Consider the following 18,241-nt stretch of genomic DNA (forward strand, 5'->3'; position numbering starts at 1 on the left):
GTATCAAAAGTCTGTGTTTTTGATGGGATTCAAGTGAATCTTTCATTGATCAAAAGGCTGTAAAGATACCCTTTACTAATAACTAATTAAAAATTAAACTTTTTGAGTCAATAAAAAGGGCTTTCATTAGGCATTTACTCTGCATATATTACCTACAGTAAGGAATCGTTTAACTGAGGTGATACGAGTGTCTGACAATCATAGTGTAAAGGAGGCTTTTTCCAAACTTCCATTACACTTTATTCCAAACCATGGGCAAGTGGATGAAAAAGTAAGTTTTTATGCAAAGGATGCTGCTAGTAGCGTGTTTTTTACACCGGAAGAGGTTGTTTTTGCATTTATGGAAAGGGATAATTCGGAATCCTTCTCTGAACAAAAAAAGCAACTATCAGGAGTAGATAATTTACCAAAGGAGTCTTCTAAAAAACATGGAACTGCTTTTGCTTTACAGTTTATCAATGCAAATAAAGAGGTGACCATTGGAGGACAAAAGAAACTACAGGGAAAAGTTAATTATTTGAAAGGTAATGACCCTCATAAGTGGTATACCAATATGTCCACTTATCAAGAGACCGTTTATCATGAGATTTGGCCAAATATTGATGGGGTGTTCCGTGGAGAAAACGGCAAACTGAAATATGAATGGGTCGTCCAGCCTGGAGCTGATCCGAATGATATCCAACTTGGTTATAAAGGGATTGATGATGTATCCATCGACCGAGAAGGAAATCTTGAGATAAACACTCCTTTAGGAACCTTTATCGATGAACGTCCGATAAGTTATCAGATTATAAACGGTAAAAAGATAAGCATTGATACCCACTATGTCATTGAACAATTGGAAAATGGTCTATATCATTATCGCTTTGAGGTTGAGGACTATGATTCTCGTTACCCTCTCATCATTGATCCTAGTTTAGATTATTCTACTTATCTAGGAGGAAGTTCATTTGATGAAGGATTAGATATCGACGTGGATTCTGCTGGCAATGCGTACGTAACAGGACGAACCATTTCATTAAATTTTCCGACAATAAATGCTTTTCAACCAACTTTAAATTTAAACGGTGATGCATTTATTACGAAGCTAAGTCCTGATGGTTCATCACTTATTTTTTCTACTTACCTTGGCGGAAGTGGAGGCGATGATGGATTTGGTATCGCTGTGGATACAGTGGGTAGTGCCTACGTGACGGGTCAAACTAGCTCAACCAATTTTCCAACACAAAATGCTTTCCAACCGGCTTTTGCAGGAAGCCTTGATGCATTTGTCACAAAACTGAGTCCCGATGGTTCTTCCCTTGTTTTTTCCACCTATCTAGGGGGAAGCAGTTTCGACATAGGAAATGACATCACAGTGGATACGGCTGGTAATGCCTTCGTGACAGGTCGAACCTTTTCAAACAATTTTCCGACGACTCCGGGAACCTTTCAGACAATAGCCCCCGGAAATGGGGATGCGTTTGTCACGAAACTGAGTCTTGATGGTTCTTCTCTCATTTTTTCCACTTATCTTGGCGGAAACAGTGACGATATAGGGAACGGCATAGCAGTGGATGCTATAGGCAGTGCCTACGTGACAGGGATTACTACTTCCAATAATTTTCCGACGCTGAATGCTTTCCAACCGACTATTGCTGGAAGTAATGATGCGTTTGTCACAAAGCTGAGTCCGGATGGTTCCTCCCTCGTGTTTTCCACATATTTAGGAGGAGGTAGCGCCGACAGAGGAAACGGGATTTCAGTGGATAATACTGGAAATATATACGTAACAGGGTTTACCTTATCACCTAATTTTCCAACACAAAATCCAATTCAACCAGCTCTTGCCGGAAATTTTGATGCGTTTATTACGAAAATGAGCCCCGATGGGTCTTCCCTCGTTTTTTCTACTTATCTAGGAGGTAGTAATTATGATGAAGGATTCAGCATCGCAGTGGATAATTCTAGCAGTGTTTACGTGACGGGGATTACTTTATCAAGTGACTTTCCGACACAGGACCCTACTCAACTAGCACTTTCTGGGAGTGAGGATGCATTTGTAACGAAATTAAGCCCTGATGGGTCATCCATCGTCTTTTCCACCTATTTAGGAGGAAGCAGTGACGATCAAGGAAATGGCATTGCATTGGATAATGCAGGAAATGCATACGTAGTGGGACGAACTGATTCATCTGATTTTCCAACAACTCCAGGAGCCTTTCAAACTATGGATCCTGGAAATGTGAATGCGTTTGTAACGAAATTTTTATTAGCTGAAACTGATCTATCTATTGTCAAAACAGATGCACCTGATCCCGTACTGGTAGGCGAGAATCTAACCTATACCGTGACCGTAACCAATAACGGGCCTTCCCCAGCTACAGGGGTAACCATAGAAGATCTGTTACCAACAGAAGTCACGTTTGTGTCTGCATCGCCCAATTGTACCTTTAACCCTGCAACCAATACGGTTACTTGTGATATTGGAAACATGGCTCCTGGTGAGAGCGAAACAATCACCATTGTTGTTACACCGAACCAAGCCGGAACAATCATTAATATTGCGATGGTTTCAGGAAATGAAGAAGATCCAGATCCCGATAATAATGTTGCGATTGCAGTAACATCGGTAGAACAGCCGGGTGAACCAAGTGCCGATCTCACCATTACGAAAACAGATATGCCAGATCCAGTATTAGTCGGAGAAACATTGACCTACACGGTGACAGCTATCAATAACGGTCCATCCCCTGCTACTGGCGTCATCATAATGGATGTCTTGCCACAAGAAGCGACCTTAGTCTCTATTCCATCAAATTGTACCTTCGACCCTGCAACCAATATTGTCACATGTGAGCTTGATAGCCTTGATATCGGAGAAAGTGAGACCATAGAAATCGAAGTCATTCCAAATAATGCTGGAACAATAACCAATATGGCTGCAGTTGGTGGAGAACAGCCTGACCCAAATCCAGATAATAATGTAGTTGCTGTGGAAACCATCGTCCAATTTCAGCCAGGTGTGGATCCTTGTGAAGTGGTTGGCGATAATCCAACAGTTACTTGTTTCCTTACGGATGACCAAGGAAATCTACTCGATCCTAGATTAGCCATTTCCTGTCAAGAAAATCGTTCAGCAGGAGATAGAGAAAATATCAATGTACAGCTGCCAACTGGTGAGGAAGTGGTATTACAAAAGGTGAGGGTATCGAAACAAGGATTTGTGGTCGTCCAACTTACCGGTAATAATGCGACGTGTTTAACGGAACCCATTCCTTTTTGCATAGTGGAAACGCTGATTTTATGTGCGCCTGAGGGTACGACACTAAACTGTGAAGTCACAGATGTGGATTGTCATGCCAACCTCGTATGTCAGAATGGTTTGTTTCAACAATTAACCATTGATTTGACAATATGCCAAAGTATTCAAACGCAAGCCGAAGCCACAACGGAAATTCCAGCACGTGTTTGTCAGCCACGTCCTGATATTGCACCTATGTGTCCACCATTACAGCTTCCAAGACAATGCCCAGAAATTTTTCCATTAGCCAATAACGAAATATTCACACAGAAAAATAAACCTCTAAACACCAGTGTTAGTGTGAGTGATCTTCAACAAATTTCAATCAATCAAAACCAAGAGATCATCTGTATCAAGGTACCCAAAGTCTATGATTGGGTAGTGAATCAAGTAGATCTTTCATTAACGAAAGATTCTGAGAATGTTTCGTTTATCTGTAACGACACATAGATAACTAAAATAAGCACTTGTATTTTTATCATAAGTGCTTTCTTGTTGCTTGAGATAAATTGAAAATATGAAAGAAGCTATCGAGAATATCGTTCTTTTCTTTTTCATTTCATTAAAGTCCTCCTCATCTAGGTACCAATCGGCTTCATTCAGGGAACTATTAACATTATATCCATAATCATACACTTCCAAAAAGATCAAACAAATTTATATAACGATTTCAGATGGCGCAATAGACCATAAACATGGCTTGATCGGTGTCGCTAATACCATCTTAACCATCTAGAATAGAATATAAGTTTATAGGCAATCAACGAATGGTTAGAAGGGGGTTTACTCTTTTGAAAATTATTATGATTTCACTAGATTCTCTACGAGCTAAAAGATTAGGATGCTACGGATATTCTAAACCTACAAGTCCTTATCTGGATCATATAGCCTCAGAAGGTGTACTTTTTGAAAGTGCATTTGCATCTGATATACCAACTGAGGCAGCTCACACCTCGATTTTCACTGGAAAAGTAGGGCTACGCACGGGGATTGTTTCCCACGGGTCACAGTTAAACCACCTTTCTAAATCGACCGAGTGGCTCCCCACCATGTTACGCCAAGCAGGGATTACCACTGGAGCGGTAGATAACTTATACCAATTACAAGAATGGTTTGCGAGAGGATTTCGCTACTATATTAATAGTGTCGGAAATAGAAGGTGGATAAAGGGAGAAACGATAAACAAATTAACGAAACCATGGATCAGAGAGCACAAAGATGAGGACTTTTTCTTATTTCTTCACTACTGGGATCCTCATACACCTTACCTGCCTCCAAAAGAATATGTAACTGAGTTTTATGACATAAACAAAGATCCTTATGATAAGCAAAATAACAGTATGAAACCAGCCTATAACCATTTAGCCTTCCCCTTTTTTAAACATCACCATTTTGATTTATTAGGTCCCATCACAGATGCCGAATACGTCAATGCATTATATGACGCAGAAATACGGTATTTAGATGACAAATTAAAGGAACTGGATGACTATCTGGAGGAAATAGGGATTAAAGAGGAGACTCTACTTATTATTTTTGGCGATCACGGGGAAAGTTTAACAGAACATGATATCTTTTGGGATCACTGCGGTCTTTATGATACAACTGTTCAAGTACCCTTAATAATGAGATGGCCTAAACAAATACCACACGGAAAACGAGTGAAAGGATTAGTTCAACAAGTAGATCTTATGCCTACATTATTCGATGCAATTAATAACAGTGACGAACCAAACATTGAACCTCTATCCCTTCCAGAAAATATTGATGGTAAAAGTCTATGGCCATCTATTTTGGGAGAAGAGCGAGGGACACAATCTAAAATCTATTTAAGTGAATGTGCATGGCAAGCAGCAAGGGGGGTACGTACAGAGCAATACAAATTTATCCGCACAATGGACAGTGGTCCTTTCACTCGACCACCAAAAGAATTGTATGATTTGTACAGTGACCCAGAAGAAACGGTTAATCTTGCTCACTCACATCATCAAATCACAGACCAATTAGAGCATGAGCTAGATACATGGATAAAGAGCATTTTACAGGGCAAAGAAGACCCTATGGAAATACAAATCACGCAAGAAGGACTGCCATTCCGCAGAAGAATTGATAATATTCTAAGTACGGTTGGGCTCAGCTGGCAAGAATGGCTAGAGAATCCTTCCGCTGAAAGGTTAGAAAAACTCTTGCAGAAATAAAGTGAGACTATGCTCAGTGGGGGTCTGACCCCCACTGAGCATTAGTGAAACTTATCAGGGTGTTAGCATCTGTTATCCCTCACTTAGCTTCCTTGTTACTGGAAACTTAAGTGGGGGCTACAGACGGTTAGCACCGTGATAATTTATTAAAAAGGTAATCTCTTAATTTTCCAAGATGATTGCCTTTTTTTCACTACGGCATCCCCTTCCTAGAATTCTTTCGTTACTTGGCTACTTTTACTTTGTATGATATTTCTAAAGGACAAATAAGCTGAACACATAATTAAAAACGCAAACAAACTAGGACCTAAAATAACACTTAATCCAAGAAAATTCCTCAATGAAAAATAAAGAATAACACTCCCTGCAATCATCATAATAGTAGAAAGCGGGGAAACAATCATCGTTAGAAATGAGGTTTTTAACACCTTCAAGATTGGAATCTCATAATGCACAAAAACAGGAAAAGCATATAAAACGGTTAAAATATACATAAAGGCGATAGCTGCAACAACATATGAAATAATAGTTATCCACATACTATCACTAGCATGTTGAAGAAGCTGAAAATCGATATATAACGTATAGCCAATTGGAATAAGAATTAGACCTAACACATTACTCTTTATGAAGTCCTTTTTAAAATACGTCCAAAAGCTACGAAAAATCGGTATCTCCGTCTCCCCCATGATCCATTTACGAAGAACTGCAAACATGGAAATAGTTGCAGGAAAAAGACCAAATATTAGCAAACCTAAGAGAGAAAAACAAATCCATAATACATTCACAAAAGCGAATTTCAAAATCCATTCCGGTATTTTTAATACGCCAAAACTCCCCATAATTTACCTCCTACCTTTTATCAAATCGGAGAAGGATCTACCCAATTCGGCAGACCCTCTCTATTGTGTTATTTGGCTTGGATTTTTCTAGCATTCGAAATCGAACCAAGATATAATTTATCATAAGCTTCTTGAGAAGATTTCAATGGTGCTTCTTCTAATCCGTGGTAATGAATATTCGTATACATCGGATTGATTCTTCCCGTCTCCACTTCACGCTTCGCAATATAATGCTCCATTCTTTGCTGTAACAGTTTCACAACTTCAGGCTCCTGACTCGCTACATTGTGATTTTCCTCGGGATCCTTTACTAAGTTATATAGTTCTATCTCTGGTTTAAAATGAAAATCCGGTTCTAATGCTTGAATCAACTTCCATTCAGGCGTGCGCCATCCATGCTTTCTCATCCAAGTACATTCCGTTATATAAAAATCTGATACAGCAGCCAAATTCTCGCCTTTCAAAGGACGAACTAAACTCTGACCATTAAAGGAGATATTTGTTTCAATTCCTAATAATTCTAAAATGGTCGGTGTTACATCTTGTATCACCGTAGTATCTGTAACTCGTTTGCCTTCAGGTAATTTCCCTGGAAACTTTAAAATAAGTGGTACAACTAGACAATTGTCATACATGCCGTGATGATCAAAATAACATTCATGCTCATATAAAGTTTCCCCATGATCAGAAGTCAAAGCGATCAACGTCTCTTCTTCGATTCCTAGCGCTTCTACAGTAGCAAATATATTCTGTATACAAACATCCATATACGCTATAGCAGCTTCATATTGTGCACATACATAACGTTGATCGGTAACTCCCTCTGGAATCCAGGATTTAAAAAAGTCGGCATGTGGTTTGAAGTTATACACTGGTTGCATCGATTTGTTTGTAGGATCCTTTTCATCTCCATCATAGAAAATTCTCTCAAATGGTTTTGGCGGAAGATAAGGCGAATGCGGATCCATATGTCTTAAAAATAGAAAGAAAGGTTTATCTGCTTCGTTCAATCGCTTCAATTCAGGAATGGCCACTTCATTCAAATTCTCTGCTTTTGGACATCTTCCTGTTTCATCAGGCTGCCACGCCTCGTAATCTAAGTATTTTTGGAATCCTCTCGAAGAAGGATTATTAGAAAAACCAACACATGTCGTATTATAATTATGTTCACCTAATATTTCTGGTAATGTTTTGACATGGTTTCCTAATCCCCCTTGATGCCGTAGTGCTACCACATCTGTCCCAAAACAATCCATTCCTGTAAGCATAGAAGCGTAAGCTGGTGTAGTTGGTATACTTGGACTAAAGTGATTTTCAAATAACACTCCCTGACTTGCCATTTCATCTATATGCGGAGTAGTTAATCGATGATATCCATAACTACTCATATAATCACGTCTTAGGCTATCAATGCCAAAAACAATAACATTTGGTTGTTTCTTCATAAAAATCCTCCCTAAAACAGATTCATACCTTGGATACTTCATTAAGTGATTGCTTATTTGGCGAAGTTAGGTACTCTTCACTCCTAAATACCTCTACATTACTTTGGTCACGGTATTTCCCAGGTGAGCATCCGACCTTTCTAGTAAACAATCGTGTAAAAAATGCAGGATCATCATAGCCTACATCCATGGCAATAGAAATCACTTTTTCATTCGTCTCGGTTAACAATTTCATTGCTCTTGTGATCCGTATGTGATGGATAAACTCAATAACAGTTTTTCCTGTCTCTGCCTTAAAAACCCGATTCAAATGTCGTGTGCTTATATTAAACAATTTAGATAAATTCGCTATCGTTATCTTCTGGTCATAGTGTCTTTCCAAATAACCACAAATCCGTTGAATAAACATTTTTCTTTCATGAGATTTGACATTTAACTGTTCTGTCGTAACGTTGCGCCTAACGTAAATTCTCGATAATAAGATGAGTAATTGAACGAGTTGTAATCGAATTAACGGGGAATAACCATTCCGTTTACTTACAAATTCCTCCGAAAGCTCCTCCAATTTAGTCCGTATATCCTCTGCTTCTTGTCCTCTTAATTTTAGGCAACGATGAAATCGTTCACATTTCTCTAAAAAAGGGTGTACATAGAAATAGTCCATAGATTCAGAGATTCCCAATCCACGAAGCCATGCTTCATCAAATAAACTTGGCATAAAGAGACAATTGACAATTCCTAATTCACTTTTAGGATTTACTTTATACGTGTGCACTTCTCCAGGATTAATGATAAACACATCACCTTTTGATAATGGATAATGCTCCCCTTCAAAAAGGTGCTCAGCTTCTCCTTCTGTTACATAGACTAATTCAATAAAATCGTGCGCATGTATTGGTGGAGTATTACGGGCTGTATGAACTCTGTGATCAATCCAGAATGGGAATTCCTTTTCCTTCATATACAGACTGCTTTTAATTCTCAATTCACATCCCGCTCCTTTATTTCCAAATATTCGTTAGCGATTTCTCCGTTGTTGTAAATTATTAGCCTTAAAATATATCAAAAATAAATTCTTTCATAACAAAATTTCATTATCTGTTTTCGGTACATCTATTACTGCTCCATTAGCCATTTGTGATTGGATAGCTGCCTCAATCACTTCCTGTCCCGCTAACGCATGTGCACCAGATGCTTCCATTTTTTCTGGTTCTACCCCATCTTCAACTTGCTTTACAAAATGGTCCAATCTATTCTTAAATGTTTCTTGAAAACTTCCAACTCCAGTCATGATCGAATTACGAAGAACTAACAATTCATCACTATCATGTGGATAAAAAGTAAAATTTTCATAAACATTATCAATCACAAATCGGCCCCTGTTCCCTGCTACTTCACAGTATTCGATTGGATGTCGTCCAGCCATGTCATAACTTCCAGTCAAATGACCAACAGCACCTGAAGCAAACTCTAGATTAATAGAAGCTGTCGACCAAATACTTCTACCAGGAGCTTTGGTCATAAAAGCTTGCACACGTTCTATATCGCCAGCAAAATAGCGCATGACATCAATAGAATGAGGATGAAGTGCTCGCAAGTGGAACCACGGACTTGTTTCATTTGGATTTTGAATAGTTAATTTCATATTTAAGAAAAGTAACGCACCTAAATCACCATTATCGATTAATTTTTTCCCTTTATATGCTGCCGGAACAAAGCGGTGATTTAAATTACTTACTAATCGAACATTTTTCTTAGCAGCAAGCCGAACCATTGATCTTGCCTCTTCTATATTATTGGAGATCGGCTTTTCCACTAACACATCTTTTCCAGCTTCAATGGCCATTACTGCTGGTCTATAATGATCACCTCCGTTTTCTTTTCCTGCCGTTGCGATACTAACAATGTCAATTTCTTCATTCTCTAGCATTGTTCCCATATCCTGATAAGCTTGTGCTCCATAAAGATCAGCCATTGCTTGCGCACGCTCTTCTATTAAATCACAAGCCGCTACTAACTCAACTTTCGGATTTTCACTATAATACCGGCAGTGAATTTTCCCGATATTTCCAACACCTACAACGGCCACCTTTAGCATTGTAATTCCTCCCTCTTTTCCTTTGCCTCTGCAAATAAGCGGTTTAAATAACCTCGGCTTTCCGCCGCAATCGCTGTAACCTCTGGTAATGCATAGTCTTTTGCACCAATAATTTCGAGTACTGTTGCTCCTTGATAATCTATTTCAACCATTTTATCAACTACTTCTTTTAAAGGAACTGTTCCCCTTCCAGCTGTTTGAAATTCAGGAGCAGCAATCTGTAATTGTTCGATAAAGGTGTCACGGATGTGAGAATGAATGATATGGTCCGAAAGAGCTTCAATTGCTGCTACAGGATCATCACCTACACGGCCAACATGTGTCGCATCAAAATTCAGCCCTAATGCAGGATGTTTCACTTCTTTCATTAGCTTAAGAGCCGTTTTCGTATTGTAAATACTTTGCCCATAGTGTAGTTTCAATGCGTAACGTATGCCAACATCACTAGCAGCTTGTGCCAATTTCTCAATTGCTCGAATGGAAGCCTCTGTACTTCCTTTATCATCAGATTTCCCGGCACTTCCTGTCGTTACCATCGGAATACCAAGCTTGGCAGCACGTTCAAAAACTCTTTTCGTTCGTTCAAGATTTTCTGGGACAAGTATATTAGTAGCTGCTTCTACACAATAAAGATCAAGCCCAGCCTCCTCTACCATTTTCCGTATTTCAGTAAGTTCAACGTCACTTGCTGTATCTGTCAGATGTTCCACCATTCCAACAATAGATGCTAATTCTATACCATCATAACCACTAAATTTGATGTATTGGATAGCTGTTGCTAAATCATAACCGCTGAAAAGAACAGAGTTAACTCCCAATTTCATTTATCTTCCTCCTCTAGTCTATTATCGAAACCCTACTATATAGACCATTTCATATCTCAACTATATAGCGTCTAATTAAAGGATATCGGTAAAAAAAGGTGCTTGCATGGTTCATCTTGCCTTCACTTAAGCCATTTAGGACATTTTATAAAGTGAGACTTCCACCAGTGGAGATTTTACGGACGATTAGACCGTGATAAAAACAAAGGACTACTTAACCTTTTACTGCACCGGCAGTCATTCCATCTACTATTTTTTTATTAAAGAAAATAAATAAAATAAGTGGTGGAATTGAAATCAACAATACATCAGCAAACAACAAATGATAAGATGTTCCATAAACTCCTGTAAAATTATAAAGAGTGAGCTGTACCGTAGCATTTTCCGCTCCAGGAAAGAAGTACAGCATGTTTTCAAAGTCATTATAAATCTGAATCGAAGACAATACGATAACCGTTGAAGTTACCGGCTTTAATAATGGAAAGATAATTTTAAAGAACAATTGAAATGGCCCACATCCATCCATTAGCGCTGCTTCATCGAGCTCACGCGGAATAGTAGCTACAAAGGCTGTATACAACAAACAAGCAAACGAAAAGTGCAATGCAGATTCAAGAAAGATAATTCCGGGAAAAGTCTTGAATAACCCCAACTGTTGTAACACCCAAATGGTTGGTACAATGGTCGGTGGAATCATCAGTCCCATCAGGATAACGTAATTAAGCCTTTTAGCCATTCCTTGCCTGCGCGAAAGAACAAAGCCAGCCATAGAACAAATCAAAATAATGACTGTAATGGACGATATTGTTATGATGGAGCTGTTCAAGAAAGCTCTCAATACAATTCCATCGTTTAGTGTGAGAACTTCTTTATAATTCGCTATAAATTGAACGGTTTCCGGCCATGCCAAGCTCAGTTCCGCTGCTGCAGCACTATCTTTCAAGGAGTTAATAATGACAAAATAGAATGGAACCCCAAAAAAGATAATCGCAAGCAAAATGGCTAATGATTCAATCGCAAACAGTCTCCTTGGCGATTTTTTCTTCTTTTGAAGTGGTATAGATGCTTGTAGAACATCTTCTTGTTTTGAACTCATAGGTCCACCTCTTTCCGATTTAAGAGTTTAAAGATTGGGAAAGCAATAAGACCAACAAACAAAAACAATAAGACATTCCCAGCTGTTGCCAAGCCAAAAAAGCCACTTGCATATTGCTTATACACGATCGATGCTAAAAGGTCAGAGCTGAACCCTGGTCCTCCACCAGTCATTGCCCACACTAAATCAAAAGTTCGCAGCCCTCCGATTAATGCTAGGATAACAACTGTATTAAACGCTGGTCTTGAAAGGGGTAACGTAATATGAAGAAACGATTGAAAAGCATTCCCACCATCTATTTTCAACGCCTCATAATAATGACCAGGTATAGCCATTATCCCAGCAATAAAAATAACGGTAGCAATCCCAACCCCTTTCCATATATCAGTCATCGCAACAGATAACAAAGCTATCTTTGCATCGCCTAACCAATTTGGTCCTGCAATCCCCACTAATGATAATGCTTTATTAATAATCCCATTTGTTGGGTGCATTAACGCGCTAAAGGTGTACCCTACAGCAATGGTACTTAGTAGTGCAGGAAAAAAAACAATAGATCTTAGAAAATCCTTATTTCTAATCTGAGAACAGAGAAACACTGCAAGGAGTAAACCAAGTACAACTTTCCCACCCATAGTAGTAAAAGCATAAATCAATGTATTTCGAAATCCGATCCGCAGTGATGGCTCTTTAAAGAATTGAATAAAGTTTTCCAATCCAATAAATTCCCAATCATCTAATGTCCACCAAGTCATACTATAAAAAAACGCCATCGATGTCGGAAACAAGAAAAAGGTACAATACACCAGTGCTGCCGGGATAAGAAAAGCTAATGGATACATTTTTTTGGTCGAACCGTTCATTTCTATGTCATCTCCTTTCCTAAGGAAAATCAAACTGTCCAAAAGACAGACTCACTATCCTAACAGTTGCAAGCCTCCTTAAAGACAGCTCAATTATTGCATTAGTCCCAATCAAGCCCTAGTTGCTTTGCTTGCTTCTCTACATCATCATCGTACATTTTAGCCGCTTCTGCCGCAGTCATTTGTCCACTTCCAACCGATGTACAGATTTGAGGTAAATTTGGTCCTTTTATTGGAGAAACAAATTCTAATGCTGGTGCAACATTACCTGACTCAAAATAAGGCACTAAGTCTTTTACTGCTGTATAAGAATCTTCAGGTAATTCAACCCCTTCAATAACATAAGGCCCAATACTTTTAGAATGTTCTTCGTACAGCTGGATTGCTTTTTCTGATATGAAATATTCCATCCATTTCTTTGCCGCTTCTACCTTTTCTGACTCTTTATTAATCAAATACGCATTAGGCATCCAAACCGTATGTCCATTAATATTTGGATCATCACTTGGTTGAGGGAAAATGCCGATATCATCTACCTTGTCTGGGAAATCTTCATTAATATTTTCAAGTGCTTGTGTCAACATGGGGTAATGAACCCCTTCACCTTCTGCTAACATTTGTCTTCCCTGCCCATACTCGGCAACGGTATAATCCTCATTCATAAAGCCACGCTCATGAAGTTCTTGAATTCGTTCAAATCCTCTTTGCGCTTGTGGAGTATTGGCGAACTTTGCTTTTCCTGCTGTATATTCTTCAGCAAAGTTTGGTGCCTCTGCTTGAACATTATAGAAATCAGCAAGAATTGGAAGCTGAGATGTCCAAATTTCCCCATAAGTACCAATGACAGCTACTTTACCCGCTTCTTTAATTTTCTCGTTATTTTCCATCAATTCATCCCATGTTTTCGGAACTTCTAGACCTAGCTCCTCGTATACTCGTTTGTTATATAACCAGCCTCCTACTTGGCTTGAACCTTCTGGAATCCCATACACTTTTCCTTCCGAAGAAACAACCTCTTTATAAGAATCCATAATTCTGTCAACAAACGGTTCCTCCGATAAATCGACAAAGTATTTCTCCGGGTTCAGTGCCATCAATAAAGATCCAGAGTTGAATAACAGAATATCTGACATTTCACCAGTTGCAAGACGAGTCTTTACAATATTTTCTCCTTCAGGTCCACCTGGCCGTAATTCAATCTTTGTTTTTATTCCTATGTCTTCTTCCATCGCCTTCATTACAGCTCTAAAGCCTGCGGTATCATCGGCTTCACCCATTAGTAATGTAATTTCAGTCAATTCATCAGTACCACTGTCCGCTTCTTCCGTTGAGGCATTATCTTCATTAGTTGTTGTTTCCTCATTTGAACTGCTACAGCCCACAAGAAGAATCATAAACAGCAATAAACAGGATAAAAGTGTGAAGAAATTTAATTTAATCTGACCCATGATTTTCATTCCTCCCTTTTTTTGAAATTAATCTTCTTTCAAAATCACCTTTTGTCGAAAAGTGTAATCGCTTTCATTAATGTGTTAAAAAAAATGAAGTGTTAATGGATGATGTGTTTTCTAACTTGAGGAACTTCAATGACAGCTCCATTATTGATGTGGGATTGAATAGCTGCTTCGATCACTTCTTGTACAGCAAGAGCATCCTTACCAGAGGCATTCATTTGCTCAGGTGGAACACCTTCCTTTACTTGACGAATAAAATCAGCAAAACGATTAGCAAAAGTATCATGAAAGCTCCCGACACCCGACATAATAGAATTACGCTGGACGAGCAGCTCATCTCTTTCATGTGGAAAAAAAGTAAATCTTTCATAAACATTATCTATTTCAAATCGCCCTCTAGTTCCAGCTACTTCACAATACTCGATAGGGTGAAGTCTGGACATATCATAACTCCCAGTTAAATGACCAACAGCCCCTGATGTAAATTCGATATTAACAGAAACCGTAGACCACGTATTCCTTTTAGGCGCCTTCGTCATAAAGGATTGAACACGCCGTATATCACCAGCAAAATACCGCATAACATCAATGGAATGTGGATGTAGTGCTCGCATGTGAAACCATTCGGTCATGTCTTTTGGATTTTGAATGGTTAATTTCATATTTAGGAATAATAAAGATCCTAAACTGCCTTTTTCTATTAATTCCTTTCCTTTACTTGCTGCAGGTACAAATCTATGGTTTAAGTTACACACGAATCGTACTTTTTGTTGTGCTGCAAATTGTACCATTTCGCGAGCTTCCATTATGTTGTTGGATATTGGCTTTTCCACTAATACATCTTTTCCTGCTTCCACCGCTGTCATAACCGGTAAATAATGATGGCTACCATTTTCTTCACCTGCAGTAGCAACACTTACAATATCTATTTCTTCTGCATCAAGCATTCTAGTTATTTCTTTATAACATGCAGCACCATACTTCTCTGCCATCTTTTGAGCACGTTCTTGAGCTAAATCACAAACCGCTACAAGCTTTGTGTCAGGATGAAGATGATAATATTGGCAGTGAAGCTTACCTATTTTGTTAACCCCTACGACAGCAACCTTTAACATCTTGCCCCACCTTTCATCATTATTCCATAAAGTGAGTCTTCCATCAGTGGGGATTTTTGACCCCACTGATGGTTAGTGAAACTTATCAGGGTGTTAACGTCCGTTATCCTCACTTAGCTTCTTTGATTTACCCGAAACTTAAAGTGGGGGTTTTACGGACGATTAGCACCGTGATAAAGTACCTTGTTTTTAAGCTTCACCTCCAACTAATTGATTAGTTATATAGTATAGGAACTTTTAGATGCAATCATAGTCAATTACGCCAACTTTCACAAACAGCTTAAAGATGAAAGAAATTATATAGACCTTTGTAAATTTTTATAGCACATAATTCCGTTTACGTGGTTAAAAGATTTGTCAATAAATACATTAATTTTATCCCTACCATTTTTCATCCATCAAACATGCTTTTTATTGTTCATTCACGCCATTTTATTATAAAAAAAAGAGCCTTTAAAAAACAAAGGCTCAAACAGCATACTGAATAATGAAATGAATCAAAAACAAGCAAGCTATCACATAAAGTGTAAAGGATACTTTTCTTGCATTGCCAGTACTCAATTTCAAAATTACATAAAGTATAAATCCAATCGCAATTCCATCCGCTATACTATACGTGAAAGGTATCATCACGATAATAAAGATCGCTGGGAAAGACTCACTTAAATCACGTAACTCCAATTTCTTTATATCTTGGATCATGAGCCCACCGATAATCATTAACACCGGTGCAATCGCATTGGACGGAATCATTTGGATATATGGAATGAAAAACGTAACCATTAAAAACAAGAAACCTGTAGTAATCGTGGTTAAGCCTGTACGTCCACCTGCAGTAATTGCTGCTGTTGTTTCAGCAGTTGATACTGTCGGGCTTGAACCAAATAGACCAGATAACATAACAGAGATCCCATTTGCTTGAAAAGCTTTTTTAAACTTTTCCGGGCGATTTGTTGCCGCAACATGGTTATACGTTAATCCAACATTCTCAAACAACACAACCATAGTGATCGAAAACACCGCTACTAAAAAAGGAAATGAAGCCAAATTAGCAAATGATAAACCACCAAAGACCTCTCCATATCCTTGTAAAGAAAACGAATCATTTGTCTTAGACGGTAAAACTCCTAACAAAAATGCTATTCCAGTCCCGATTAAAATCGTCCACAAGAAGTTACCTTTTACATTACGAACAAATAATACAAGCGCAATGATAAACGTAACAATCGTTGCAAAGACAGCTGGGTCACTGAAATCACCTAAGGCAATAATCGATTGATCGCCTCTTTCAACCAGATGACCTTTCTCTAAACCGATCAACATAAGAAATAGACCAATTCCAATATTGATCGCTAATTTTAAAGATTCAGGAATGGCATTCTTGATCACAGTTGTTAAGGAAGAAAATGCAACCAACGTAAAAATAAGCCCAGACACCGCAGTAACACCCAATGCCTGTTGCCACGTCAACTCCATTGCCTGTACAAGCGTGTAAGTAAACATCGCATTAATGCCCATACCAGGAACGACCAGGATTGGTGCATTGGCCCAGATCCCCATTATCAGACAGCCTACAAATGAAGTAAGAATGGTTCCCAGTACCGCTCCTTCTAAAGGAACACCTGCTTCTGATAAGATCAAGGAATTCACGGCAATGATATAAGCAATGGTAAAAAATCCGATTAACCCTGCGGATAGTTCTTGTTTTACACTGGTCTCATGTTGTTTTAATTGAAAAATATCTTTTCTCAATGTAATTCCCTCTATTTAATTGTCCCTCTCCCAACCCGCTCCAATGAAAGAGCCAACTTTTATTGTATTAAATTTAGAGAACTTGTCAACTCTATAATGAGATGATTCTTTATTTAAAGTCCAAGTTCGCTTAACTATAGCAACATCATATTGCTTTATATCCAATCGTTCTCAAATTGATATTTGTATAATCTTATATTGAGATTTACAATAAAAGTAACATCATGAAAGCGAATTCATTAATGATAACTCTTTTTAAAGAGCCATGAGGAGGACTTAACATGAGCCAAATAGAAAGAAATGACAAAATGGAACATCTACTAGAAAAAAACAAATTTAATGAGGAAACATTATTCAATATGACAGACGAACAAATTGAATATTTTCACTGGCTCTATTTCGAGGAATCTGTATATGATTTGATGTAAAATTGGTAAATAATCTTTACACAGCTCTAGGGTGGGTTTATCCGGGAGCTGTTTTTTAGTGCCAAAAAATCCTTCTGAATTTTCTAGCACCATTCATCTCTTTCACATTCCCTTCGTCTTTACCAATTTTCTTTAAACGTTTGTTGCACAATATGGTCCTTAAAAGGAAAAAGCACTACCCTCTTCAAGGATAGCGCCCTATAACAGAATAACTGAGTAGCTCGAGTAATGAGGGCCACTATGGAAAATATTCATAGTGATCCCCAGTCTATCATGTAGTGTTCCTATTTTAATTTCCGATAATGTCCAATTATTTATTTTAGTGTATAGATCGTGTATCACTCAACAAGCTGATCCCCAATAAAACGCATCCTTTTAATTATCTTTCCTTCCTTATTTTTATCATAAACATTGTATTCTTTTTGCGGCTCAGCATCTGACCAAATGCTTGATGCAATGAGATCATGCTTATGGTGTTCCATCCGATCAGTATTCATGTAACTTTCATCAGGCTGCCAGTCTCTTGGCAAATCGTCACTTTCCCTGTAGAAGGACATATAAAAAATCCTGTTTTTTCCTTCTATTTCTTTCATTTCATCTTCAACTGGATGATTCTTCATGTATTTTTCAACTATTTCTTTCAAACCCTTTAAATCTTTTGGCGGATTCAGTATCATATAATGCTTTCTAAGCGTTACCACTTCTTCATCCTTTTTACCAACGACCTGTTCTGTATTGGCAATTTCGAAAATCTTTGTTTCCCCGCTTGTTCCCTCATTCTTTGTACATCCAATTAAGTATAACGGAATGAAGCAAATACCAATAATCAAAACTAGAATTTTA

The 18,241-nt window shown here is 38.2% G+C and carries 14 protein-coding genes; 3 read left to right on the forward strand and 11 right to left on the reverse strand.

Annotated elements, in window-relative coordinates; genetic code table 11:
• The first annotated feature begins 187 nt into the window (after nucleotides 1-187).
• A complete protein-coding gene (locus ACTWP4_RS02050) occupies nucleotides 188-3,733 on the forward strand; it encodes a DUF7948 domain-containing protein (RefSeq protein ID WP_443127091.1) in 3,546 nt (1,181 codons plus the stop codon).
• A gap of 341 nt (nucleotides 3,734-4,074) precedes the next feature.
• A complete protein-coding gene (locus ACTWP4_RS02055) occupies nucleotides 4,075-5,481 on the forward strand; it encodes a sulfatase (RefSeq protein WP_443127092.1) in 1,407 nt (468 codons plus the stop codon).
• A 209-nt stretch (nucleotides 5,482-5,690) separates the two neighbouring features.
• On the opposite strand, the gene ACTWP4_RS02060 is transcribed toward ACTWP4_RS02055, so the two are convergent.
• The 10 genes from ACTWP4_RS02060 to ACTWP4_RS02105 all read right to left on the reverse strand — a co-directional run bounded on the left by ACTWP4_RS02060 (nucleotide 5,691) and on the right by ACTWP4_RS02105 (nucleotide 16,970).
• Nucleotides 5,691-6,323, reverse strand: a complete 633-nt coding sequence (locus ACTWP4_RS02060) for a YesL family protein (protein ID WP_443127093.1) — start codon at nucleotides 6,321-6,323, stop codon at nucleotides 5,691-5,693.
• Between the two features lie 68 nt (nucleotides 6,324-6,391).
• Complete coding sequence (locus tag ACTWP4_RS02065; RefSeq protein ID WP_443127094.1) at nucleotides 6,392-7,768, reverse strand: sulfatase family protein; 1,377 nt, start codon at nucleotides 7,766-7,768, stop codon at nucleotides 6,392-6,394.
• A 22-nt stretch (nucleotides 7,769-7,790) separates the two neighbouring features.
• Entirely contained in the window at nucleotides 7,791-8,753 is a 963-nt protein-coding gene (locus tag ACTWP4_RS02070) for a helix-turn-helix domain-containing protein (protein WP_443127095.1), read from the reverse strand.
• 93 nt (nucleotides 8,754-8,846) lie between these two features.
• The gene (locus ACTWP4_RS02075; protein WP_443127096.1) at nucleotides 8,847-9,866 is read right to left on the reverse strand and encodes a Gfo/Idh/MocA family protein; all 1,020 of its coding nucleotides are present in this window, start codon (nucleotides 9,864-9,866) and stop codon (nucleotides 8,847-8,849) included.
• Nucleotides 9,860-10,690 carry a sugar phosphate isomerase/epimerase family protein gene (locus ACTWP4_RS02080; protein WP_443127097.1) on the reverse strand — a complete coding sequence of 277 codons (831 nt, stop codon included), beginning with the start codon at nucleotides 10,688-10,690 and terminating at the stop codon, nucleotides 9,860-9,862. Before ACTWP4_RS02080 ends, ACTWP4_RS02075 begins: the two co-directional genes overlap by 7 nt.
• Before the next feature lie 214 nt (nucleotides 10,691-10,904).
• A complete protein-coding gene (locus tag ACTWP4_RS02085) occupies nucleotides 10,905-11,786 on the reverse strand; it encodes a carbohydrate ABC transporter permease (protein ID WP_443127098.1) in 882 nt (293 codons plus the stop codon).
• A complete protein-coding gene (locus ACTWP4_RS02090; protein ID WP_443127099.1) occupies nucleotides 11,783-12,649 on the reverse strand; it encodes a carbohydrate ABC transporter permease in 867 nt (288 codons plus the stop codon). Before ACTWP4_RS02090 ends, ACTWP4_RS02085 begins: the two co-directional genes overlap by 4 nt.
• A gap of 101 nt (nucleotides 12,650-12,750) precedes the next feature.
• Complete coding sequence (locus ACTWP4_RS02095) at nucleotides 12,751-14,097, reverse strand: ABC transporter substrate-binding protein (protein WP_443127100.1); 1,347 nt, start codon at nucleotides 14,095-14,097, stop codon at nucleotides 12,751-12,753.
• A 101-nt stretch (nucleotides 14,098-14,198) separates the two neighbouring features.
• Entirely contained in the window at nucleotides 14,199-15,218 is a 1,020-nt protein-coding gene (locus ACTWP4_RS02100; RefSeq protein WP_443127101.1) for a Gfo/Idh/MocA family protein, read from the reverse strand.
• A 468-nt stretch (nucleotides 15,219-15,686) separates the two neighbouring features.
• Entirely contained in the window at nucleotides 15,687-16,970 is a 1,284-nt protein-coding gene (locus ACTWP4_RS02105; protein ID WP_443127102.1) for an NCS2 family permease, read from the reverse strand.
• A 281-nt stretch (nucleotides 16,971-17,251) separates the two neighbouring features.
• Here ACTWP4_RS02105 and ACTWP4_RS02110 point away from each other — a divergent pair, with 281 nt between their 5' ends.
• Entirely contained in the window at nucleotides 17,252-17,398 is a 147-nt protein-coding gene (locus ACTWP4_RS02110; protein ID WP_443127103.1) for a BH0509 family protein, read from the forward strand.
• A 338-nt stretch (nucleotides 17,399-17,736) separates the two neighbouring features.
• Here ACTWP4_RS02110 and ACTWP4_RS02115 read toward each other — a convergent pair whose 3' ends face one another.
• Nucleotides 17,737-18,228 (reverse strand): hypothetical protein, encoded by a 492-nt coding sequence (locus ACTWP4_RS02115; protein WP_443127104.1) that lies wholly within the window; start codon nucleotides 18,226-18,228, stop codon nucleotides 17,737-17,739.
• Between the last annotated feature and the right edge of the window lie 13 nt (nucleotides 18,229-18,241).

Source organism: Gracilibacillus sp. D59 (assembly GCF_052246695.1).
Lineage (GTDB): Bacteria > Bacillota > Bacilli > Bacillales > Amphibacillaceae > Gracilibacillus.

Excerpts from the sequence above, each read along its gene's own strand:
- ACTWP4_RS02090 (WP_443127099.1), bottom strand. The coding sequence starts at position 12,649 with ATGAACGGTTCGACCAAAAAAATGTATCCATTAGCTTTTCTTATCCCG.
- ACTWP4_RS02100 (WP_443127101.1), bottom strand. The coding sequence starts at position 15,218 with ATGTTAAAGGTTGCTGTCGTAGGGGTTAACAAAATAGGTAAGCTTCAC.
- ACTWP4_RS02080 (WP_443127097.1), bottom strand. The coding sequence starts at position 10,690 with ATGAAATTGGGAGTTAACTCTGTTCTTTTCAGCGGTTATGATTTAGCA.
- ACTWP4_RS02110 (WP_443127103.1), top strand. The coding sequence starts at position 17,252 with ATGAGCCAAATAGAAAGAAATGACAAAATGGAACATCTACTAGAAAAA.
- ACTWP4_RS02065 (WP_443127094.1), bottom strand. The coding sequence starts at position 7,768 with ATGAAGAAACAACCAAATGTTATTGTTTTTGGCATTGATAGCCTAAGA.
- ACTWP4_RS02060 (WP_443127093.1), bottom strand. The coding sequence starts at position 6,323 with ATGGGGAGTTTTGGCGTATTAAAAATACCGGAATGGATTTTGAAATTC.
- ACTWP4_RS02095 (WP_443127100.1), bottom strand. The coding sequence starts at position 14,097 with ATGGGTCAGATTAAATTAAATTTCTTCACACTTTTATCCTGTTTATTG.
- ACTWP4_RS02085 (WP_443127098.1), bottom strand. The coding sequence starts at position 11,786 with ATGAGTTCAAAACAAGAAGATGTTCTACAAGCATCTATACCACTTCAA.
- ACTWP4_RS02075 (WP_443127096.1), bottom strand. The coding sequence starts at position 9,866 with ATGCTAAAGGTGGCCGTTGTAGGTGTTGGAAATATCGGGAAAATTCAC.